Source organism: Bacillus sp. AFS017336, assembly GCF_002555445.1.
Classification (GTDB): Bacteria; Bacillota; Bacilli; order Bacillales; family Bacillaceae_G; genus Gottfriedia.
In genome coordinates, this window is record NZ_NUCO01000002.1 from 20,759 (window position 1) to 40,813 (window position 20,055).

General features: G+C 32.2%; 22 protein-coding genes, 1 pseudogene and 1 other annotated feature. Of the genes and pseudogenes, 8 read left to right on the forward strand and 15 right to left on the reverse strand.

What is annotated here, in order from left to right:
* The first annotated feature begins 2 nt into the window (after positions 1–2).
* Positions 3–1,322 (forward strand): germination protein YpeB, encoded by a 1,320-nt coding sequence (gene ypeB / locus CN601_RS00330; protein WP_098118353.1) that lies wholly within the window; start codon positions 3–5, stop codon positions 1,320–1,322.
* A 198-nt stretch (positions 1,323–1,520) separates the two neighbouring features.
* A complete protein-coding gene (locus CN601_RS00335; protein WP_098169616.1) occupies positions 1,521–2,051 on the forward strand; it encodes a hypothetical protein in 531 nt (176 codons plus the stop codon).
* A 56-nt stretch (positions 2,052–2,107) separates the two neighbouring features.
* Here CN601_RS00335 and CN601_RS00340 read toward each other — a convergent pair whose 3' ends face one another.
* From CN601_RS00340 to CN601_RS00350, 3 genes are all read right to left on the reverse strand, one after another.
* Positions 2,108–2,887: an undecaprenyl-diphosphate phosphatase gene (locus CN601_RS00340; RefSeq protein WP_098169617.1), complete on the reverse strand. Its 780-nt coding sequence runs from the start codon at positions 2,885–2,887 to the stop codon at positions 2,108–2,110.
* Positions 2,888–2,975: 88 nt separating this feature from the next.
* Complete coding sequence (locus CN601_RS00345; protein ID WP_179865371.1) at positions 2,976–3,842, reverse strand: beta/alpha barrel domain-containing protein; 867 nt, start codon at positions 3,840–3,842, stop codon at positions 2,976–2,978.
* 380 nt (positions 3,843–4,222) lie between these two features.
* Positions 4,223–4,630: a cytosolic protein gene (locus CN601_RS00350; RefSeq protein WP_098169619.1), complete on the reverse strand. Its 408-nt coding sequence runs from the start codon at positions 4,628–4,630 to the stop codon at positions 4,223–4,225.
* 130 nt (positions 4,631–4,760) lie between these two features.
* Here CN601_RS00350 and CN601_RS00355 point away from each other — a divergent pair, with 130 nt between their 5' ends.
* Entirely contained in the window at positions 4,761–5,012 is a 252-nt protein-coding gene (locus CN601_RS00355; protein WP_098118358.1) for an alpha/beta-type small acid-soluble spore protein, read from the forward strand.
* A 259-nt stretch (positions 5,013–5,271) separates the two neighbouring features.
* Here CN601_RS00355 and CN601_RS00360 read toward each other — a convergent pair whose 3' ends face one another.
* Positions 5,272–6,123 (reverse strand): aldo/keto reductase, encoded by an 852-nt coding sequence (locus CN601_RS00360; RefSeq protein WP_098169620.1) that lies wholly within the window; start codon positions 6,121–6,123, stop codon positions 5,272–5,274.
* Positions 6,124–6,419: 296 nt separating this feature from the next.
* On the opposite strand from CN601_RS00360, the gene CN601_RS00365 reads away from it, so the two are divergent.
* Positions 6,420–7,319, forward strand: coding sequence for an AraC family transcriptional regulator (locus tag CN601_RS00365; RefSeq protein ID WP_098169621.1), 900 nt, complete (start codon positions 6,420–6,422; stop codon positions 7,317–7,319).
* A gap of 145 nt (positions 7,320–7,464) precedes the next feature.
* On the opposite strand, the pseudogene CN601_RS00370 reads toward CN601_RS00365, so the two are convergent.
* The 5 genes and pseudogenes from CN601_RS00370 to CN601_RS00390 form a co-directional block, all read right to left on the reverse strand.
* Positions 7,465–8,081, reverse strand: a pseudogene (locus CN601_RS00370) (DUF2306 domain-containing protein).
* A gap of 13 nt (positions 8,082–8,094) precedes the next feature.
* On the reverse strand, positions 8,095–9,141 hold the full coding sequence (locus CN601_RS00375) for a sensor histidine kinase (RefSeq protein ID WP_098169622.1): 1,047 nt from the start codon (positions 9,139–9,141) through the stop codon (positions 8,095–8,097).
* On the reverse strand, positions 9,138–9,809 hold the full coding sequence (locus CN601_RS00380; RefSeq protein WP_098169623.1) for a response regulator transcription factor: 672 nt from the start codon (positions 9,807–9,809) through the stop codon (positions 9,138–9,140). The genes CN601_RS00375 and CN601_RS00380 overlap by 4 nt, the downstream gene beginning before the upstream one ends.
* Positions 9,810–9,842: 33 nt before the next feature.
* Entirely contained in the window at positions 9,843–11,231 is a 1,389-nt protein-coding gene (locus CN601_RS00385) for an aminotransferase class V-fold PLP-dependent enzyme (protein WP_179865372.1), read from the reverse strand.
* A 46-nt stretch (positions 11,232–11,277) separates the two neighbouring features.
* A complete protein-coding gene (locus CN601_RS00390) occupies positions 11,278–11,778 on the reverse strand; it encodes a rhodanese-like domain-containing protein (RefSeq protein WP_098169625.1) in 501 nt (166 codons plus the stop codon).
* Between the two features lie 365 nt (positions 11,779–12,143).
* On the opposite strand from CN601_RS00390, the gene CN601_RS26705 reads away from it, so the two are divergent.
* The 3 genes from CN601_RS26705 (at position 12,144) to CN601_RS26710 (ending at position 12,927) form a co-directional block, all read left to right on the forward strand.
* Positions 12,144–12,305, forward strand: a complete 162-nt coding sequence (locus tag CN601_RS26705; RefSeq protein ID WP_179865373.1) for a hypothetical protein — start codon at positions 12,144–12,146, stop codon at positions 12,303–12,305.
* Positions 12,306–12,383: 78 nt separating this feature from the next.
* Positions 12,384–12,800, forward strand: a complete 417-nt coding sequence (locus CN601_RS00395) for a hypothetical protein (protein WP_098169626.1) — start codon at positions 12,384–12,386, stop codon at positions 12,798–12,800.
* Positions 12,772–12,927, forward strand: a complete 156-nt coding sequence (locus CN601_RS26710) for a hypothetical protein (protein WP_179865374.1) — start codon at positions 12,772–12,774, stop codon at positions 12,925–12,927. The genes CN601_RS00395 and CN601_RS26710 overlap by 29 nt, the downstream gene beginning before the upstream one ends.
* A gap of 114 nt (positions 12,928–13,041) precedes the next feature.
* Here the strand turns inward: CN601_RS26710 and CN601_RS00400 are convergent, their stop codons facing one another.
* The 4 genes from CN601_RS00400 to CN601_RS00415 form a co-directional block, all read right to left on the reverse strand.
* Positions 13,042–13,272 carry an excisionase family DNA-binding protein gene (locus tag CN601_RS00400; protein WP_098118367.1) on the reverse strand — a complete coding sequence of 77 codons (231 nt, stop codon included), beginning with the start codon at positions 13,270–13,272 and terminating at the stop codon, positions 13,042–13,044.
* Between the two features lie 191 nt (positions 13,273–13,463).
* Positions 13,464–13,820 carry a nuclear transport factor 2 family protein gene (locus CN601_RS00405; protein WP_098118368.1) on the reverse strand — a complete coding sequence of 119 codons (357 nt, stop codon included), beginning with the start codon at positions 13,818–13,820 and terminating at the stop codon, positions 13,464–13,466.
* A gap of 37 nt (positions 13,821–13,857) precedes the next feature.
* On the reverse strand, positions 13,858–15,291 hold the full coding sequence (gene proS / locus CN601_RS00410) for a proline--tRNA ligase (protein ID WP_098169627.1): 1,434 nt from the start codon (positions 15,289–15,291) through the stop codon (positions 13,858–13,860).
* 143 nt (positions 15,292–15,434) lie between these two features.
* Positions 15,435–15,647, reverse strand: a binding site (T-box leader).
* Between the two features lie 83 nt (positions 15,648–15,730).
* Complete coding sequence (locus CN601_RS00415; protein WP_179865375.1) at positions 15,731–16,642, reverse strand: DMT family transporter; 912 nt, start codon at positions 16,640–16,642, stop codon at positions 15,731–15,733.
* Positions 16,643–16,928: 286 nt separating this feature from the next.
* Between CN601_RS00415 and CN601_RS00420 the strand changes: the two genes are divergently transcribed.
* A complete protein-coding gene (locus tag CN601_RS00420; protein WP_098169629.1) occupies positions 16,929–18,005 on the forward strand; it encodes a DUF3900 domain-containing protein in 1,077 nt (358 codons plus the stop codon).
* Between the two features lie 126 nt (positions 18,006–18,131).
* Here CN601_RS00420 and CN601_RS00425 read toward each other — a convergent pair whose 3' ends face one another.
* Positions 18,132–19,406, reverse strand: coding sequence for a S41 family peptidase (locus CN601_RS00425; RefSeq protein ID WP_098169630.1), 1,275 nt, complete (start codon positions 19,404–19,406; stop codon positions 18,132–18,134).
* 144 nt (positions 19,407–19,550) lie between these two features.
* Positions 19,551–20,051, reverse strand: a complete 501-nt coding sequence (locus CN601_RS00430; protein WP_098169631.1) for a DinB family protein — start codon at positions 20,049–20,051, stop codon at positions 19,551–19,553.
* Between the last annotated feature and the right edge of the window lie 4 nt (positions 20,052–20,055).

The following is a 20,055-nucleotide window of genomic DNA, read 5'->3' on the forward strand; positions in this document are numbered from 1 at the left end:
TAATTATGAAAGGTAGTTGGATTGTTGCTGGTGTGTTAGGAGCCGCTCTAATCGGTTCTGGGTATTATGGATATACGCAACATCAGCAATTGAATGAAATGAATTTAAAAGCAGAAAATAATTACCAAAGAGCTTTCAACGAATTAACATTTGATATGGATTTATTACATGATAAAATCGGTACGACATTAGCAATGAATTCTAGGTCTTCCCTCTCCCCTGCATTAGCAGATGTGTGGAGAATATCGATTCAATCAAAGTCAGATATTGCACAGCTTCCTTTAAAATTTGTGCCTTTTGACAAAACGCAAGCCTTTTTAACTGGGGTTGGAAATTTTAGCTATAAAACAGCGGTTCGCGACTTAAATAAAGAACCTTTGACGGATAAAGAATTTACTTCACTAAAAAATATGTATTCAACTGCAGAAAAAGTTCAAGATGGATTACGTAATGTACAAACAAATATCATGAATAAAAATTTAAGTTGGATCGATGTTGGTCAAATGTCTGAAGAAAGAAAAGGACCTCGCGATAATAGTATCGTGGATGGATTTAAACATATTGAACAAGTAAAAGCAACAACTGATCAAGATTTTGGTCCTACTTTTACGAATGGTCAAGAAGCATCTAAAGGCTTAAGGAAACTTACAGGGAAAAAAATTGATAAAAATGAAGCAGAAAAAATCGCACAAGATTTTGTTCCGCTTAAAAATGTTAGTAAAATTCAAGTCACTAGAAGTAATGGTAATAAATTTGAACCTTTTTATGCGGTAACGATGAATCATTCTAACCCAACCGCTGATACTTATATGCAAATAACTCAAACTGCTGGTTTACCGATCTTTTTCATGACAAATCGACCAATTAGTAAACAGCAAATCAGTTTGGATGATGCAGTGAAAAAAGGCTTAACATATTTGAATTCCAAAAACTATAAAAACATGGAATTATACGATAGTACCCAATATGATGCAGTTGGAGTACTTCAATACGTAAAATCTGTAGATAATGTGCGTATTTATCCAGAAGCATTACAATTAAAAGTTGCATTAGATAACGGGCAAATTATCGGATTTAATGCAAAAAACTATATAACATCTAACCATGTACGTAAGATTCCAACGCCAAAGCTCACTTTAGAGCAAGCAAGAGCAAAGCTTAATAAAAATGTAAAAGTTGAAGAAGAACGTTTAGCAATCATACTAAGTGATTTTAATAAAGAAATTCTTACTTATGAATTTTTAGGTACGTATAATCACGATACGTATGATATTTATATTAATGCAATGAATGGTAATGAAGAAAAAGTTAAAAAACTATAAGAACAGTCAAAAAAAGCACAGGATTCCCCTTCTGTGCTTTTTTCTATTTCTAAATTTATGTAGTAATAGAGTAGCAAATATTTTTTGGATATTACACGCTTCTACAAAAAACACTCTCGACGAGAATTAGCTTGAGGACTTACTATTAAGGAGAGTCATTTGTTACTAACAATTAATTAAAGGAGAAGTGGTGTAATAATGTCAATTAAAGTACGTTTTGCAACACCGAAAGATTTTGATCGATTATTAGAAATAGATTCAATATATCCTGAAGAATGGCAAGTAACGAAACCATTCGTAGAAAAAGCTTGGAGCAAGAACTCGCAAATCTATAGAGTATTGGAACACAATCAAGAAATCCAAGGGTTTTTAGCTTTTTTTCCTATACATAAAAATGAATTTGAACAGCTTCTTGACAGTAAATTGGATGAATTAAATTTATGTCACTTTATTCTTCCATATGAAAAAAATAAATCTGTCTATCTGTATTTAGCAAATATCATCGTTAATACGGATCATGAATTAAGGAAGGAATTTGCTAAGGTCATGATTAATGAAATTGGCGAAGAAATACAGCGTATACGTAACAGCGGTTGTTTAGTAAATGAAGTTGGTGCGATTGCTATTACAAAAGAAGGCCATCGAGTTTTAAACAAATCAAATCTTGAGTACATTGGTCACTATTTAGATGACGATAAAAAGCACATATATAGAGGTACGCACTTTTAACGGTTAATACATAAAGGAGCAGAATTATCTGCTCTTTTATGTATCGATTTATCAAATTAAAATATCTTTAAATATTGAAGTACGACGATACTAACCCCTAAAAAAACTACATAATAACCAAATATATTAAGCGATTGCTTTTTTAATAAGTTAATCATCCAACTAATAGCTAAATAACCGAATAATGCTGAAGCTAATGTTCCGAGGAATAAAGGAAAAAACGCGATTTGTTCGGCATTTCCACCTAATAAATCTTTCCCCTGAAAGACAATTCCACCTAAAATTGCAGGAGTTGATAGTAAGAAGGAAAAATAAGCAGCACTCTTCCGTTCCATCCCTTTAAATAATGCGGCAGCAATCGTTAAACCTGAACGAGAAACCGCTGGGAAAATAGCAAGTGCTTGAAATGAGCCAATAAATAGCGCATCAACCCAAGTTAGCTCCTCCATCGTCTTCTTCCCTTTTTGTCTTTTATCTGCAATAAATAAAACTATTCCTGTAAAGATAAACTCCCAGCCAATTGTTTTCCCTGAAACGGAAATTTTATCGAAAAAATCTTTAAATAATAATCCTACAAAAACAGCGGGTAAAGTTCCTACAAATAATAATAAAGTTAATTTTGAAAATGGTTTTTTTAATAAACTTTTCCATTCTTTACTGTAAAATACAAACACAGCTAATAAAGTCCCAATATGCATTAAAGTATCTAATAATAGACCTGCTTCATCTAATCCAAATAAATGTCTACCAAGATATAAGTGGCCTGTACTACTAATCGGTAGAAATTCAGTTAGCCCTTGAATGATGCCTAAAATAATTGCTTCAAAACCAGTCATAATCAATACTCCTTTCATTCAAATTAGTAAATTATATGCAAAAATAATTCAATTCTTGTCCAAATTATAAAAATAAAAAAGCATCTCATTATAGATGCTTTTTAGTTTGTAATAAATTACTTGATACTTCTTCTATTTGCTGAGCAGAAATATAATTTGTAGCGGCAAGTAGTTTTAATTCATTTACACCAGTCCCAATCTCAAGCTTATGTAAAAATGAAATTAAGTCTTCAGATGGAATACATCCACCGAACCCACCATTTGCTGTCACAAACCGCTGAACACCATAAGAGAGAGTCGTGAAAATATTCGAAATGGCACATCCAGTAGTATTATAAAATTGCATTGAACAACGCTCTTTAGGTATTTTCACTAGTAAATCTTCTAAAAACAACTTAACTTTATACGGTGTTGCCATGCCACCTGAATCAACAAATGCTACTTCATCCACTCCATCATCTACTAATTGTGATGCTAATTCTATTGCTTTTTGATGACTAACACTTTCATATGGAGAACTAAATGTCGTCGATAGATAAACACGAGTCTTTTTTTCATAATCTTTCGTTACTGATGTCATCTTTTTTATATCATTTAGTGATTGTTTAATAGAACATTTATTTACGTTTAAATTAACGGTTTCATTTGAAGCTATAAAAAAATTGATTTCATCTGCATCTACTACAAATGCTCTTGTTAGACTTCGCTTATTTGGAATTAAGACGCCGTATTTTAAGTTATTTTCTCTTTTTAACTTCAAAGCTAACTCAGTAGCTTCATTAAATTGTTGTTTATTTGCAGAATGCATTAACGTAGTTACTTCAATGTGATTTAATCCACTATCAATTAGACGGCTAATCCATTGCAATTTTTGCTCAATCGATAATCGTGATCCATATTGAAAATTAATACGAGGTCCAATTTCATGAATAAATACAGACTGAGGTATGTTCAATATGTTCGACTCCTATTCTACTTTAGATTTTTACAAATCTAGCTCTCATAATTGCCCTTGTAACATTTTATTGAATCGAAATCTATTTATGATAGATAACATAGAATCTATAAATAAAAAAACTCGCCGATTGGCGAGCTTTAGGAGAAGTCAGAAGGATAGTTGCACTTATTCTTAATTCCTAAAAATGGAAACTACATTGATGGTTTCTTCTCCGCTCTTTCTTAATGTATAAAAAAACTCTTGATAAAAATATCAAGAGTTTTTCATTAGTAAATGGATTTTTTTAAAAAAGTAAAATTACCAGTTTTTGCATAAAAATGCAATTTTGATTTTATAAACCCGGGTATTTTTGGAAGAATATACATGAAAATGGAAGTTTATACCTCTAAGTCTTCCCCTTCTTCAATTACATGGAATAATAGATGTACTAAATGATGAATTGAACTTGATGCATCTAGTTCAACTTCATCTTCTTCAGCTGTTTCATCAATAAATTCTAAATCATTTAAGTATAAAGCCATAAACTCATAGTAATCCTTCATTGCAAATGAATAGCAAGCAACTGGATCTTCATCTTCCTCATTATATTGCAGAACTAAATGCGATACATTCCCATCATTATCTTCGGAATCTAAAAATACAAAAAATCCGATATTTGTATCAATTTCAAATAAATGTCTAGTTCCGCCTTCTGAGGATTTATGATATTCTTCATCATTCAGCTTTTGAATTAACATATTATCGACATTATCTTCTTTGTGAAACGTAACATTAAATGATTTCATTTTAAAACTCCTTTTATATGTATTAATAAACGCATGACTTCATTATGTAACATTCCCTATTTTATAGCAATTATTTCCATAATTAAAAAAATGAATAAAAGGAAAAACTACAATAAAAGGAGTGAGTTTGATGAGTAGAAAAAATAAAATCTTAGTTCCTGAATCTAGAAAAGCAATGGACGCACTAAAAGCAAAAGTAATGAATACTTCTAACCCTGAAGATGCAAAATTCGAAGCAGCTGAGGAAGTTGGTGTTCCGTTAACAAAAGGATACAATGGAAATTTGACTTCCCATCAAAATGGTAAAGTTGGCGGACGTATTGGTGGGAATATGGTGAAAGAATTAGTAAGGATGGCTCAGGAGAATTTGAATAAAAGTTGATGTAACGGGGGTTATTACTAGTATTTATATTTTGTACTTCCCCCATAGAATATTGTTTAACTTTCCCAAATTCAACCATTAGTTGCACCATTAGACTTTTCCAATTGGTAAACGTGCATCAAATTATTTAGAACATTAATTAGTCTTAAAGATACTAATCAAAATAAAAAAGGATACCAAAGTAAAAATGGTATCCTATTACGCTGTTTTTGAAAGCAAAATATTAAAGTCCAGAAAAAAATTCATATTTTATAGAGCTTTAAATACTTAGTTTACGTGTGCCGATCCATTTTACCATTTCAGGATCTCTGTGAGAAAAGAATAAACTTTCATTTGTATCTAGTTCAGAAATTTTCTCCATTTCATTTTGACTTAACTCGAAGTCGAAGATATTAAAGTTTTCAATGATTCTGTCCTTACGTACTGACTTAGGTATTGCAACAACTCCTCTTTGTGTTAACCATCGCAAGATAACCTGTGCTACTGATTTATTGTGCATTTTAGCAATTGATGCTAATACTTCATTTTGAAACATATTATTTTTCCCTTCAGCAAATGGTCCCCATGATTCTATCTGAACATTGTTTTCTTTCATAAGGTTATGACTATCAATTTGCTGACAGAAAGGATGCGTTTCAACTTGGTTTACAGCAGGAACAACTTCATTATGAATAATAAAATCAGTCAGACGGTCTGGATAAAAGTTACTAACTCCAATCGCCCTAATTTTACCTTCACGGTACAGTTCTTCCATGGCGCGCCAAGAACCATATACATCACCAAATGGTTGATGGATTAAATATAAATCTAAATAATCAAGTTGCAATCTTTCCAGTGATTTTTCAAATGCTTGCTTTGTTCGTTCATACCCTGTATCTTGGACCCAAAGTTTTGTAGTAATAAATAATTCTTCTCTTGATACACCACTACGCTTTATTGCTCTTCCTACTGCTTCTTCATTTAAATAGGAGGCAGCGGTATCAATCAGTCGGTAACCTGCCATAATTGCATCATAAACGGCTTGTTCACACTCGTTTTCATCTTGAATTTGAAAAACACCAAAACCTAAAATAGGCATTTCAACACCATTGTTTAATTTTACTTTTTGCATATAAATTCCTCCTGATTTTTAATAAATTGGAACATACTACTTACTTTTTAAATTATTGCGATTATATATAAATTAAAGTTTATTACTTCCAGATAATTTGGGAGCTAAAAAACAAATAACCGCTTAAGAATTTATTGTTATGCATTTTGTTTTTGTACTCTTATTATGCAATAAATGAATACGATACCGTTATCCAATTCATATCAAATGATTGCATATTCCTCTCAAGTCACTTATATTTCAGAGCAATTTATATTAAAATGGAACTAAAAATGATAGGAATCTAGGAGGTTTTTATGTCTGATCAAATCTATAAACATCAAGCTGAACTTATTCAACTTATAGAGAGTCAATTAGAACAGGATGGGGCTCATCCGACTTCTATTCCTACTTTAGTTTTCTCTAGATATTCTAATGTTACTGGACCGAATTATGGGATCTACAAACCATCCTTATGTATTATCGTTCAAGGTAAAAAAGAAGTTGTATTGGCACAAGAGCATTATGTATACAGTCCTGCAGATTACCTAATTGCCTCTGTTAACTTGCCAATTACTGGGATAGTCACAGAAGCTTCTTTAGAAAATCCATATTTGGCAATTAAACTCGAGTTTACCCCGAATCAAATCTTGGAGGTATTAAAGGATACGGAACTTACTTTTCATAAAGATAATACTAAAAGAGGCATGTATGTTAGCCGAATAGAGTTATCTTTATTGGACGCTGTAACTAGATTAACGCGCTTGCTTAATACTCCAAAAGATATACCTGTACTCGCGCCTCTTATTACGAAGGAAATCATTTATAGACTTTTACAGGGTCAGCATGGATTAACTCTCGGACAAATAGCTATAGAAGGTAGTTCAACAAATCAAATCAGTGACGTTGTTGACCATATCATGAATTATTATAACCAGTCTTTTCGTATTGAAGACCTTGCAGAAATTGCAAATATGAGCGTTTCTTCGCTCCATAGACACTTTAAGGAAGTAACAGCAATGAGCCCAATTCAATTCCAAAAACAACTAAGATTACAGGAAGCTCGTCGCATATTATTATCTGAGTCAACAGATGCCATTGATGCAGCCATCCGTGTAGGCTACGAGAGTCCTTCTCAATTTAGTCGTGAGTATTCTAGGTTGTTTGGATTACCACCAAAAGAAGATATTAACCGCTTAAAAGCCACATATTTGTAAAAAAGTGCATTACTCCTATAAGGAATAATGCACTTCGTTTTTAATCAAAAAAAAAATAGACAGTAGTAAAAATTAAGTTTGTGAAAAATCGCACTTAAACTAAACTGCCATTATGTTGAAATAGTAATTAATGAACTTAGTTGACTTAAACGTTCGATTTCCTAATAATGAGTTCAGCCATTAGTAAATTAAAAATAAAAGACATCCAAACCGCAATTGTATATGATAAAGCGTATTGAAGACCGACTACGTAGTAAAAAGTCGCTAATACTAAATGAATTGTTAAATTCGCAAATGTTAAAAAAAAGCTTCTTAATATCCACTTTCGATGTTGTGAAATCGACCTTTTCGAATAAAACGGTAACTAGTGATTGTCGTCAATATCCAAAGTGTATTTAAGAGTATGAATCCAGTAATACTCCATACGCCGCCATTAGCATAAAACGATACGTAATAGCCTGGGATGATATTGAATAGAATCACTCCTACGTATATTCGGCCATTCCACCGATGTATTACTGGCAGCTTTTTTCTAATCCTTTTTGAAAGCCCTATTGGGCCGGTAATTAAAGCAATAATAGATAAGATAATATGCAATCGAATTATAATGATCCATAAGTTTAAATTCGAAAGCTGTACTTCCTTTAACTTAAGGACTGATGTGAAAGTTGGGTCTATTATAAAATTTTTAGTTGCTGTATGCATCATCCACATCACAGCAAGAACCGATAAACTAATGACGATCCATCTTCTATTTTTCATTTGTTACTTCTCCTCAAATTGAAAGAGTGACCGTATAAGTCGTTCCTTCACTAGCTATACTTGAGACAACTATTTTTCCATTATGTAATTCGACGATTTTTTGGACAATTGATAATCCTAGTCCGCTCCCTTTTTTCTGGCGATTTCGTGAGCGGTCGCTTTTATAAAATCGTTCAAAAATGCGTAGTTGTTCTTCTTCAGCCATACCGATTCCGTTGTCTGTTATTTTCACAACGATTTCTCTTTGTGTTTTTGTTAATTCAAGATGGATTTGTCCATTTTTTTGTGTAAATTTAATTGCATTGTCGAGTAAATTCATCCAAACTTGACTTAACAATTCTTCGTTCCTGATGTATTGAACTTCTTCGAGTTGAACTGATAATTCAATGTCTTTTTGACTCCATTGGTATTCCATCGTTAGTACAACTTCTCTAATTTGCTGATCTAAGCGGAAATTCTGCTTCTTTATACCTGTATTCATTTCTTCTAACCATGACAGCTTTTGCATATTTTTGCTTAAATTAGAAAGGCGATTGCTTTCTTTTTCGATAATATCGATATAATGATTCCGCTCTGTTGTTGTTAGTTGAGGATTTCTTAGCATATGTGTAAATCCTTTTATGGCAGTGAGTGGAGACTGGATTTCATGCGAAACATTCGATATGAACTCTTGATTCAATCTTTCTCTTAATGTAAGCTCCTCTGCCATTTGATTAACATTTCTTGATAAAAATTGCATGGAATATCCTTTAATGGTCTTCTCATTTAGATGTGCTTGATCAAATTCACCATTGCCAATTAGTTTCATACTTTCAACAATTGGCTTTAGATATCGATCTCGCTTTGGTCGCAGAAAAATAAATAGTAAACTCATTACGATACTAGCAATTAAAAAACCAAGAATTCCGTTTATTGTTGATACAACCCAATCTGATAACTTAAAACCCCATAATTCGAATAAATAAGACGTCAATGTATAAGGTACATAGCCAACTAAAATACCGACTAATAGAAATGAAATCAACTCTAAAATTATATGCTTCCATAATTTTTTTCTCATTTTAATACCTCTAATCGATACCCAAGGCCGCGAATTGTTTTAATTTGAAAGTAAGTTTGTTCTTTAAACCGTTCTCGAAGTCGATTAATATGAACATCTAATGTGCGATCATTACCAGAAAAGTGAATACCCCAAATAGAATCAATTAATTGTTCTCTCGTAAACGTTCGACTTGGTGCTTCTGCTAATTTATAAAGTAAATTAAATTCTTTTAGCGGCAAATCATAAGAATTCTTTTCTAACGCCACTTTAAAGGTGTTTTTATCCATCCAAAACTCACCTATTTGTACAGTTTGAGATTGGTTAATTTGATATCTTCTTAGTAATGCTTTTAACCGGACTAATAGTTCAAGAGGTTCAAATGGCTTAACCATATAGTCATCTGCACCAAGATTAAATCCTTTTATCTTTTGAACTGTTTCTCCTTTTGCTGTTAGCATTAAAATGGGGAAATCATATAACTTTCGGAACTCCTTACAAAGCTCCCAGCCGTCAACTTTCGGGAGCATAATATCAATAATTGCCAGATCAATCTCATGTTCTTCAGCAATTTCCAATGCTTCTTGTCCATCGGAGGCTTCTTTTACTAAAAAGAATTCTTGCTGTAAAAAGAGGGAAACAAATTCTCGAATTGAAGCATCATCATCTACTACTAATATTGTCGCCATTACGAATTCACCTCACTTTATAAATGTTTTAGTTCATAGTTTATATGACTGTATTCCACAAATACCTTTTGGTTCATTCTCATATTTCTTCGTATAGTACTCCTTATTACATGTGATCAGTTGTATGGCTTCTACTAATTGATTAACCTCAGCAAATGTATTGTAAAAACTCAAACTAATTCGAACTAAACCAGGGGAAGGAATACTAGTATCTTTTCTTACTTCATCAATCATTTCATCACTAATTTGTAAGAGTTTTTGTACATAGGAATAGGCACAGAAAAAACCACTTCTGACTGAAATACCAAACTCTCTAGCTAAGATGTGTGCAATATCTTGGTGATGTAACCCATCAATTGTAAACGAAAATACACTCACTTGTGGAAGATTATTGTTTAAAGCACAGAATAATTTTAAACCGTCAATTGTTCGAAGTTGAACGATGGCATAATTGATTAATTGCTTCTCATATTCAATTATCATTTCCATATTATTTTGTTGCAATGTTCGAATAGCTGCATTTAAAGCGACAATTCCCATTACATTAGGTGTACCACCTTCAAATCTTTCAGGTGCCTTATTCCATTGAACAAATGATTTTATAGCAACTTGAGTTGTGCCTCCTCCTTTTTGTAGGGGCTTTGCATCCTTAAATTCTTCAATTGCACCAATTAATACAGCAGTTCCAAACGGAGCATATAGTTTATGTCCTGTAAATGAAAGAAAGTCAATATTCTCCATTTCGTTCAGTCGCACCATTTGAATCGATTCATGTGGAATGAATTGAGCAGCATCGATATGTATTTTCGCACCGAATCGATGCGTTAGTTCAGCCGCTTCGTAAATCGGATTAATACAACCAGTGACATTTGATGCCCCTGTGATTGAGACTAGTGCGACTTGACCTTTTAATGCCTTAAGTTTAACTTTTAAATCTTCTAAACTGATTTGACCATCATGATTAACAGTAATGTATTCAACCTCAAAGTATTCACGCCAAGGTAAGTCATTCGAAATATGTTCCATCTCTGATAGTAAAATATAACGTTTAATAGTTGATTGATGCAATATATGAGAAAGTAGATTCATTGACTCTGTGCTATTTTTCGTGAAGATAACTGTATGTTGATCTGCTTTTCCACCGACAAAATTTAATACATTTAGACGCGTGCGTTCGATTATTTCCGTTGAACGTACTGATTTATAGCCTTTTCCACGTCCAACAGATGAATACCATGGTGCAAATTCTTGAATTGCTTTTAAAACGCTTTTAAATGGTGGTGTAGTAGCGGCGTTATCAAAATAAATTCCCTTAATAGATCGACCATTTTCTAAAGGAATCTTTTCATCAAGTCCGATAATTAAGTTCCTCAGTTTTTTTTGCTGTTTTAATAAGGTTGGATTTTCTCCTAAATTTCTCATTACGCTCCTCTTTTCATCACATTTCTTAGTTAGATTAATGTGTGTATTACTTAAAACCATAGGAGCGGATCAATCTTTTAATCAGATTAACATTCGTGATTCCAAAAATAATTACTACTAATGCAATAAACAATGAGTAACCTATACCAACCCAAGTATTTAGCAATGAAAATGGTAATGACAACAACAGTAAACAGCCTAAAATTAAATGATATATTCTCTCAGAATCCCACTTGGTACCAAACTGCTCAGATTCAATTTCACCTTTCCACTGCGCCATTCCACCTTTAAAGTTATATACTTTTTCATGTGATAGTGATAAACGCTCTGCAGATTTTCCCCCAGCGATGCCAACATAACAAATAATCACTACTTCTTCTTCCGGTGAGACTTTTGGTAATGTCGACCACATTGGATAAGGGATATTAATTGCACCTTTTATGTGACCACGCTCAAAACTTTTAGGTGATCGAATATCGATGATCTTTAAGCTTTCATTTTTATTTAGCTTTGTTTGTAACTCTTCAAATGTTAAATTTGTATACATTATTTAGCCCCTTTATAATCACTAAAGTAGATGAAACAGTGCTATTTTAAATAAACACTGTTCTTCGTATAGAAATTATAATAGTAGACTTTTTTAAACTCAGTTTAAACAAAATTAAGATTTTTTAGGATTTGAGGCATAGAAAACATATTGATAATTCTTACCCTCTCATTTAAATCCATAGACCTTGTAAAACAAGAAGTGGATGATTAGAATCGTCAATTGTTTATAATCACTATTTCGTAAGCATAATAGTAAATAGAGAAATTTTTAGTCTATTCAATTTGTACATACATATATCTTTTGTAAAGATAATTATCATGTTCAACTTAATTTATAGTAGTTAAGTAAAGTTGGAGGTCTATATGAGCGCAAAAAAAATCACTGATTTAATGTCTTTAGAAGAAGCGAGAGAATATACAAAACATAGAAATAAAATAAATTCTGCTAGGAACAAAAAAGAAGCCGAAGTTCACTTTTTAAAAGCAAAATCGTTACTAGAAAAAATAAATGAAAAAAAACAGTAATTTAAATATTTACTGTTTTTTTTATTCCTAATTTTTCTAATTGCATGTTAAAATAAAAAAAATGAAAGGTAACAGTTTATGGAAGAATTGGGAAAATACACTATTTGGACCGTCATTTCTATCATAATTGGAATGATGGGTGGATTTATCAACTCTCTTATGGGAGATGAAGGATTTTTACGACCTTATACATTTAAAGATAAGGACGATAGAAGTAGGTATTCATTTGGTTCGTGGCGAGAAATTATTTTAGGTGGAGCTGCTGGGATGATATCAGGACTCATTGCTAGTACAACAAACGTACCTTCAATTTGGACAACGATCTTGTATTCGTTTTTAGCTGGTATCAGCGGTAGTACTTACCTAGAAAAGATGGTAGAACGAAATTTGAATGCAGTAAAGCAAGACTACAATAAACAGTTAGATATAATAGAACAAACTAAATTATCATTTGGAGGAGAAAACGATGCCGACGCCAACAATCAACAAAAATAAAGTACAGTTAGGCAGAAATGATGCTTTAACTTATCATAAGTTACGACGAGATTTAGATAACGCTAGAACTCGTAGAGAAGCAGACGCTGTTTTCCAAAAGATTATGAAATTGATAAATAAAAACTAAAGTTTCGGTTTATACCGAAACTTTTTCATTTTTATATTTAAATTAGTGATTAACTAACGGAGCTTTTTTTCAGTAACTTGCAACTTTTTTTTCAATTTACAATCCGTTTTTGTATTAATCTTCATCCTTTACATCTGGATCCTCGGGAATCGGTTCGTTATAATAATCTGCAATCATTTTCTTCGCTTTTTCCATTTGTTCTAAGTGGTTGTTAAATTGCTCTTTATAAACTAAATATTGTTCACCATCGTGGACTACTCTAATTTTTTGTTCTTGAATTAATTGCTTAATATACGATTCATCAAGATTTAAGTATTCCGCTGTTTCTTTAATTGTTAAATACATTTTGTTCTCCTTAACTAATCATAGTGAATTTATCATACCATAAATTTTGATGTAGATAAGAACTTAATGGAATTTGCTAAAGCCTCTATAATTCTACAACTATCTGTCTGTTTAAATACAAAAATCATTATTATAAAAAGGATAGATGAAAGGTGGTATATTCCCTGTTCATCTATCCTTTTCATGTAATCTTAAAAATCTGTTGGTGTACCTTGATGGAAATACATTTTCCAACTACCATCTTTAAATTTCCAAATGGAACTACGTAAGGAATACTGTTTTTTTAGTTCATTAAATATTCGGTAAGTAACTAATGTAATTTCGTCTGATAATGGATGAATTTCAAAATCGCTCATCTTCATTTTAACGATTCCAATGCCATTCTCTAATTGATCATCTTTATATAAAACTTTTCCCGAACTTCCGAATTCGAAAAACTCATCGGCTAGTAGTTTTTTAAGTTCAATGTGAGATGTACGAATTTCAGGTTTAAGTAAATTTTCTTCCAAAATGCGTAGATGATCTTTTAAAGAATTTAAACTTTCCATCGTTCATTCATCTCCTTGTTTTATATAGTAATTTAAATTAGTATGCTTTACCCCAATAAACCATTACATCCGTTTTCTTTCCACAGCAGACACATGTATCAGCAATTTGTTCTTGTTCAAATGGAATACATCTTGATGTTAATCCAACTTCTTCTTTAATTTGTTCTTCACAAGCTAAATCCTGACACCACATTGCTTTATAAAAACCTTGTTTTTCTTCACTGATTTGTTTTAGCTCTTCCATTGAAGTAGCTTCATATGTTTTTTCTGTACGATTGTTTAATGCTTTTTCATATAGAGATGATTGGATTTCTTCAAGTAATTTTGTAATGTTTTCTTCTAATTCTTCTAAAGAAACAATCGTTTTTTCTCTTGTGTCACGTCTAACTAAAACGGCTTGATTCTTTTCGATATCCTTTGGACCGATTTCTACACGAACTGGAATACCTTTCATTTCATATTCGTTAAACTTCCAACCTGGCATTTTATCAGAAGTATCGATTTTCACGCGAGCAACTTTTGAAATACGATTTTTTAGTTCAGTAGCCTTTTCGATTACACCTTCTTTATGCTGAGCAATTGGAATAACCATTACTTGAGTTGGTGCTACTTTTGGAGGTAAAACTAATCCGCTGTTATCACCATGTACCATAATTAATGCTCCGATTACTCTTGTTGTCATTCCCCAAGAAGTTTGGTGTACATATTGTCTTTTTGAGTTTTTATCAGTGTATTGAATATCAAATGCTTTTGCAAAGCCATCTCCAAAGTTATGTGAAGTACCACTTTGTAATGCTTTACCGTCATGCATTAAACTTTCGATTGTGTAAGTAGCTTTTGCACCTGCAAATTTTTCTTTTTCTGTTTTTTGACCTTTAATAACAGGGATTGCTAAGAAGTTTTCTAAGAAATTAGCGTAAACATTTAGCATTTGAATTGTTTCTGCTTGTGCTTCTTCAGCAGTTGCGTGTGCTGTGTGACCTTCTTGCCATAAGAATTCAGTTGTTCTTAAAAATGGTCTAGTTGTTTTTTCCCAACGTACTACTGAACACCATTGGTTATATAGTTTTGGTAAGTCATTGTAGCTTTCAACTATTTTTGAAAAATGCTCACAAAATAGTGTTTCTGAAGTTGGACGAACTGCTAAAGGTTCAGCTAATTCATCATGGCCACCATGTGTTACCCAAGCGACTTCTGGAGCAAATCCTTCTACGTGGTCAGCTTCTTTTTGTAATAATGACTTAGGGATAAACATTGGCATATATACATTTTCATGATCTGTTTGTTTAAATTGATAATCTAATTCTTTTTGAATATTTTCCCATAATGCATAACCATAAGGTCTTAAAATCATGCATCCTTTAACACTTGAGTAATCAACTAATTCTGCTTTTTTTACAATATCTGTATACCATTGTGCAAAATCAACATCCATATCTGTAATCGCTTCAACAAATTTTTTTGTACTCATTTTTTTTACTCCTCATCAATTTTTAGAAAACAAAAAAACGCCAAGAATATCAAAAGGGACCATTCTCGGCGTTACCACCCTAATTACTATATAGATCTATACGAAAATAAGCGGATGATAAACAAAAAACGCCATGAATGATCAAAAGGGACCATTCATGGCGTTACCACCCCTACTTATTATGTAAAAACTCTACATAATCTCTTAACATCTTTAACGGGAAAACCGCTGTAGCCTACTATTAGTTCGGTACAGAGACTCCAAGGCTGGTTTCAGTTTACTCACTTAGGAATTTGCACCAACCATTCCCTCTCTAAAAAGCTTATAAACTTACTTTTCCTTTTCTAAGTCATTTATTAATTTAAAGTTATAATACGTGAACAAATTGTTTATGTCAATGTGTATTCTAACCATTTTTTAAAATTTCATACATTTCTTACTATATTGCTTCATTTTTTACTTCTTTTGTTCGTCTTTTAGGTAAAGGAACTTCTGATAATAGCATACCGCCTACAATAAAAGTCCCACCGATAAGTGTTTGAATTGATAATGTTTCATTCGCAAAAAGTACGGCCGTAAATGCTGCAAAAACAGGTTCAAATATAAAAATTAATGCTGCTTTCGTTGAAGAAATATGTTGTTGAGCAAACATTTGAACCCAAAATGCGATACTCGTACAGAATACTGCTGTAACAATAACAGCAAAAATGAATGTCGGATTGATCCAAAGCTCCTTTGAAAATGAAACAGAAGTATTTTCAAAGATTAGAGAGAAAATTGTACTGCTAATGCCGACAGTTCCTAGTTGAATCGTTGTAAAGGTAAGTGGGTCCATTTGCTTAGTATATTTTCCTGATAAAATAATATGAAATGCAAATGCAAAAGCACCAATAAGCGTTAGTACATCTCCAATATTGATTGAAAATGAATCACCTAATGTTAAAAAGCTTAATCCTAGTAATGCAATTAAGCATCCGATCACTGTAGACCAGGTTGACCGCTCCTTATAAACTAAATATAAGAGAACTGGTACTAATACAACACAAAGCCCTGTAATAAAACCTGATTTTGATGTTGTTGTGTACTTCAATCCAAATGTTTGTAGTAAATAGCCTAAAAACAGAATGAATCCAATACCACTAGTTCTAACGACTTGTTTGATCGTTATTTTAGTTTTTTGTTTTCTTTTAACTAAAAATGGCAAAAGGACTAAAGTTGCGAGGATAAATCGAAATGCGTTAAATGCAAACGGTTCTACGTATGCAATCGCATTTTGGACTACTACAAAAGTTGTGCCCCAAAGTAATGTTACGATAATTAACGAGATAGTAGCTATTCTATCTATTCTCAAGGTTCTCTCATCCCCCTTCCATAAGATTGACCGCCTAAAATTGTAAGTAAAACGAAAAAAAAAGATGTGAAATTCACACATCCAAGTACTTATTATTTTATTTGGCTCCACATTAAATTATATCCTTATTTTATCATAGTGTGTAAGTAATTTGTCTTATCAATTGAAAATATTCTATCTTATAATAATTTCAAATTTTTTTTACAAAAACTTCCTTTCAATATCATTGACTCTAATTGGTCTCATCCATATACTTAAGTACAGAAAATAGAAAAAGGTGATTGGATTGGATTTTGAAATTACATATTTATCGTTTTACGTTGTAACGGTTGAGGGTAAAGGTGAACAAACAGATAAACGATATAAACATTTTCAAACAATAGACGAATCAACGTTTGAAGAGAGTGCATTAAAAGGCTTTTTAGAAGGTGAACTTGAGCGAATTGTTAATCGAAAAGTTGAAAAACATCCAAAATCTGATTCTGTACCTACAAAACTAGGTCACTTTATTGTTGAAGAAGGCTACGCTTTAAACTCAAATCCAAATTATAATTTATTCCAGCGTATACGTGGTGCTAAATCAATTGATGAATTTAAGGCAGAAAATGAGACGTTAGTGATTAATTACATTGAAACGAGTGCCGTTCGTGGTGGGGCATTTTTAGTTATTCAGGCGAAACTACGAAAATATTTTGATGATCCGTTCTTATTTGTACTAAAATGTGATTTTGAACCAAAAGTTGCATCTATTTCAGATGAATCTACACTCATTAAAACAGTAGAAATGGCGATTACAACTAAAAACATGAAATCAATTCAATATCCTTATATGGAAGAATTGGGGATGATTTCAGAGAGAGAATTGAAAATACATCAAGCTTCTCATGCAAGGTATTTTGAGGACTTCTTAAAATTCGTTTCATATTCGGAATCAATGCCAGAAATCGTGAAATCACAAGTTATGGAGATGGTTTACGATAAAATTGAAGATGTATTTGAAGAAGAAAGTGTGGAAAGACAACAATTCGAAGCAGCGATGGAAGTCTGGGCAGCAAGTCCTAAACGTGAAATTCAAGAACATTTTACCCCAGATGAAGTAATTGAAGCAGCGGCACAAATTGTAGAACATACACCCGAAATTGAATTATCCTTTAAAGCAGATCACTTTTCTGTTAAAGGAATGCTAGCTGATTTTGGTGAAAATCTACATATTGCAAAAGTTAATGGTCGGTACGTCGTTATTTTAGAAGCAGATACGTTACAATTTGAGAAGGGATTTTCTCCGATTGAATTTTTGAAACCAGATGAGTTAGAAGATGTAATTGAACGAATTGGACAGAAAGTGAATATTACAGGTTATTAAACAATAAGAACTCAAAAAAATATTGTTGCATTCGAAANNTTTCGAATGCAACAATATTTCGGATCTCCATATGCCTTTGTTTAACTATTATTGATTGCACTTATTAGATGAAACATGATTACAGTTTTATACACTTAATGAAGCCAAAATTGACATCGCGTAATGTAAATCAATATCTTCTTCTAAATGAATTGGGTTCCAGGGAATATAAATATGTGGCTCAATCCCTTTTCCAGACATACCTTGTCCTTTATCAATACGTGAAAGACGTGAGGTTGGATACATTAGTTCAAATTCATTATTCCATTTCATAGTTGCTAAGTTTGTATAATCATTTAATCCTTTTGTAGCTCTCCCGATCACCGTTACCTTACTCGAACTCTTACAAATTTCTACGAAAGAATCTCCTGAACTTCCACACATACAATCAGTTAAAACAATGATTTTATTAGGTTTTATTTTTCCATTGATAAACGTAGATGCAAATAACTCACCAAAATTAAATTCTACAAATCCCTTCCCGCTATTTCTTTCCCATTCATTTCTAAAGATGTTTAGAAATTTTAATGTTTGTTCATCTTGAGCACTTTCAATATCTTGATCAAGTTCAGCAAGCTGACGCTTTGTGTTTGCATGAGTACAATTGAAAAGCATCTTTTCTTCAGAATCCGCTAGATTAATACCTTCTACTGGCAGTATGTATGGAAGCAATGGGTAAAAACTTGCATCACTCCCACCATTATTTTTACGAACATCGATAATCCACTGTTCAGTTGATTCAAGTAATTGATGATTTTTGTTCATCAGCTTAATAATCTCTTGGGGATCCATAAAGTCTGTCATTGTCATTAGTAAAATATTCTCTGTTAATGACTTAACTGCATAAACGGAGCTATAAGTTGAGTTTTCATAAAAGTTGAATGAAAATAAGCTTTCATTCCCCTGTAAATCTACTACTTCTCCAAAATCATACATTGCAAGAATCGGAGTCCAGTTTTCACGTTCAGCGACTGATTCAAATAACAATCTTTTATGCTGATTTGCTAATTCAGTGATTGTAAATCCTTCTAAAGATTTGAAATACATTCCTCGTGTTAATTTATTTTCAGAACTAACCTCAGTTATATATAATTTATCTTCATATCGGCGTACTCGAAATCCTCGTTCTTTTAAAGCATTATTTTCTTTATTTAATTGCTCAAAATAAATATGCTGATCTTTGAAATCCAATAAATAATCTTTCACAATTTCAGTAAATAATTCATTTGCAAGCTGATTATGTATTTTTAAATCTCTTATTTTATGAAGAAAATAATCAGGTTGATCCCAGCCTTCTTTGTCTTTAAAACCAGAATAATCATGATGCATAATTTGTACGATTTCTTTAAAAATTGATTCCACCAAAATCACCTCAGTGTTAGTTTTCTTTTGATTACGATGAAAAAACTCTACTTGATGAAATTCTATTTTAAAGCAAAATCACCTTTTTTAAATAAAAAAACTTTTCTATTAGCACGAAAAAAGACTGCCGAAGCAGCCTCTCTATTAATTTTCATATAAATTGGGACGGTTAGATGGCCATGAGCCTTGGAGTTTACGAAGTTGGATTATTTGACCTGTGTGATATGCATCGTGCAAAAGGATATTTAGATATTGTTGCCAAATTGGTAGAGAAGGGCTTAGTTGATCTAGTTCTTCTTCTTGTATGGAAGATAAAGAAGATTGCAAAGCATCATGAACTTGCAGTGTTCGCTTCACCGTTTGTTGCCAAGCGTCTTCATCATTCGGTCCACCTTGAACAAATGTATCATCATTATTTAGCGGTGCAACATATGAGTTTTCTTTATGTACGCGTGAAAGTAAACGCTCTTTAAAGAATAGTAAATGATGTACATTTTCCCAAATCGTATTACTTGCCATTCCTTCTGCTTGCCAACATGCTTGTGCAGCGGTAAGGTTTTTTAAAGCATCTGATATTGGTGGGTACCATTCTTCATCATAAAAAACTTGATTGACTCCGTTTTGCAAAAGTTCTTTTTTACTCATTGTA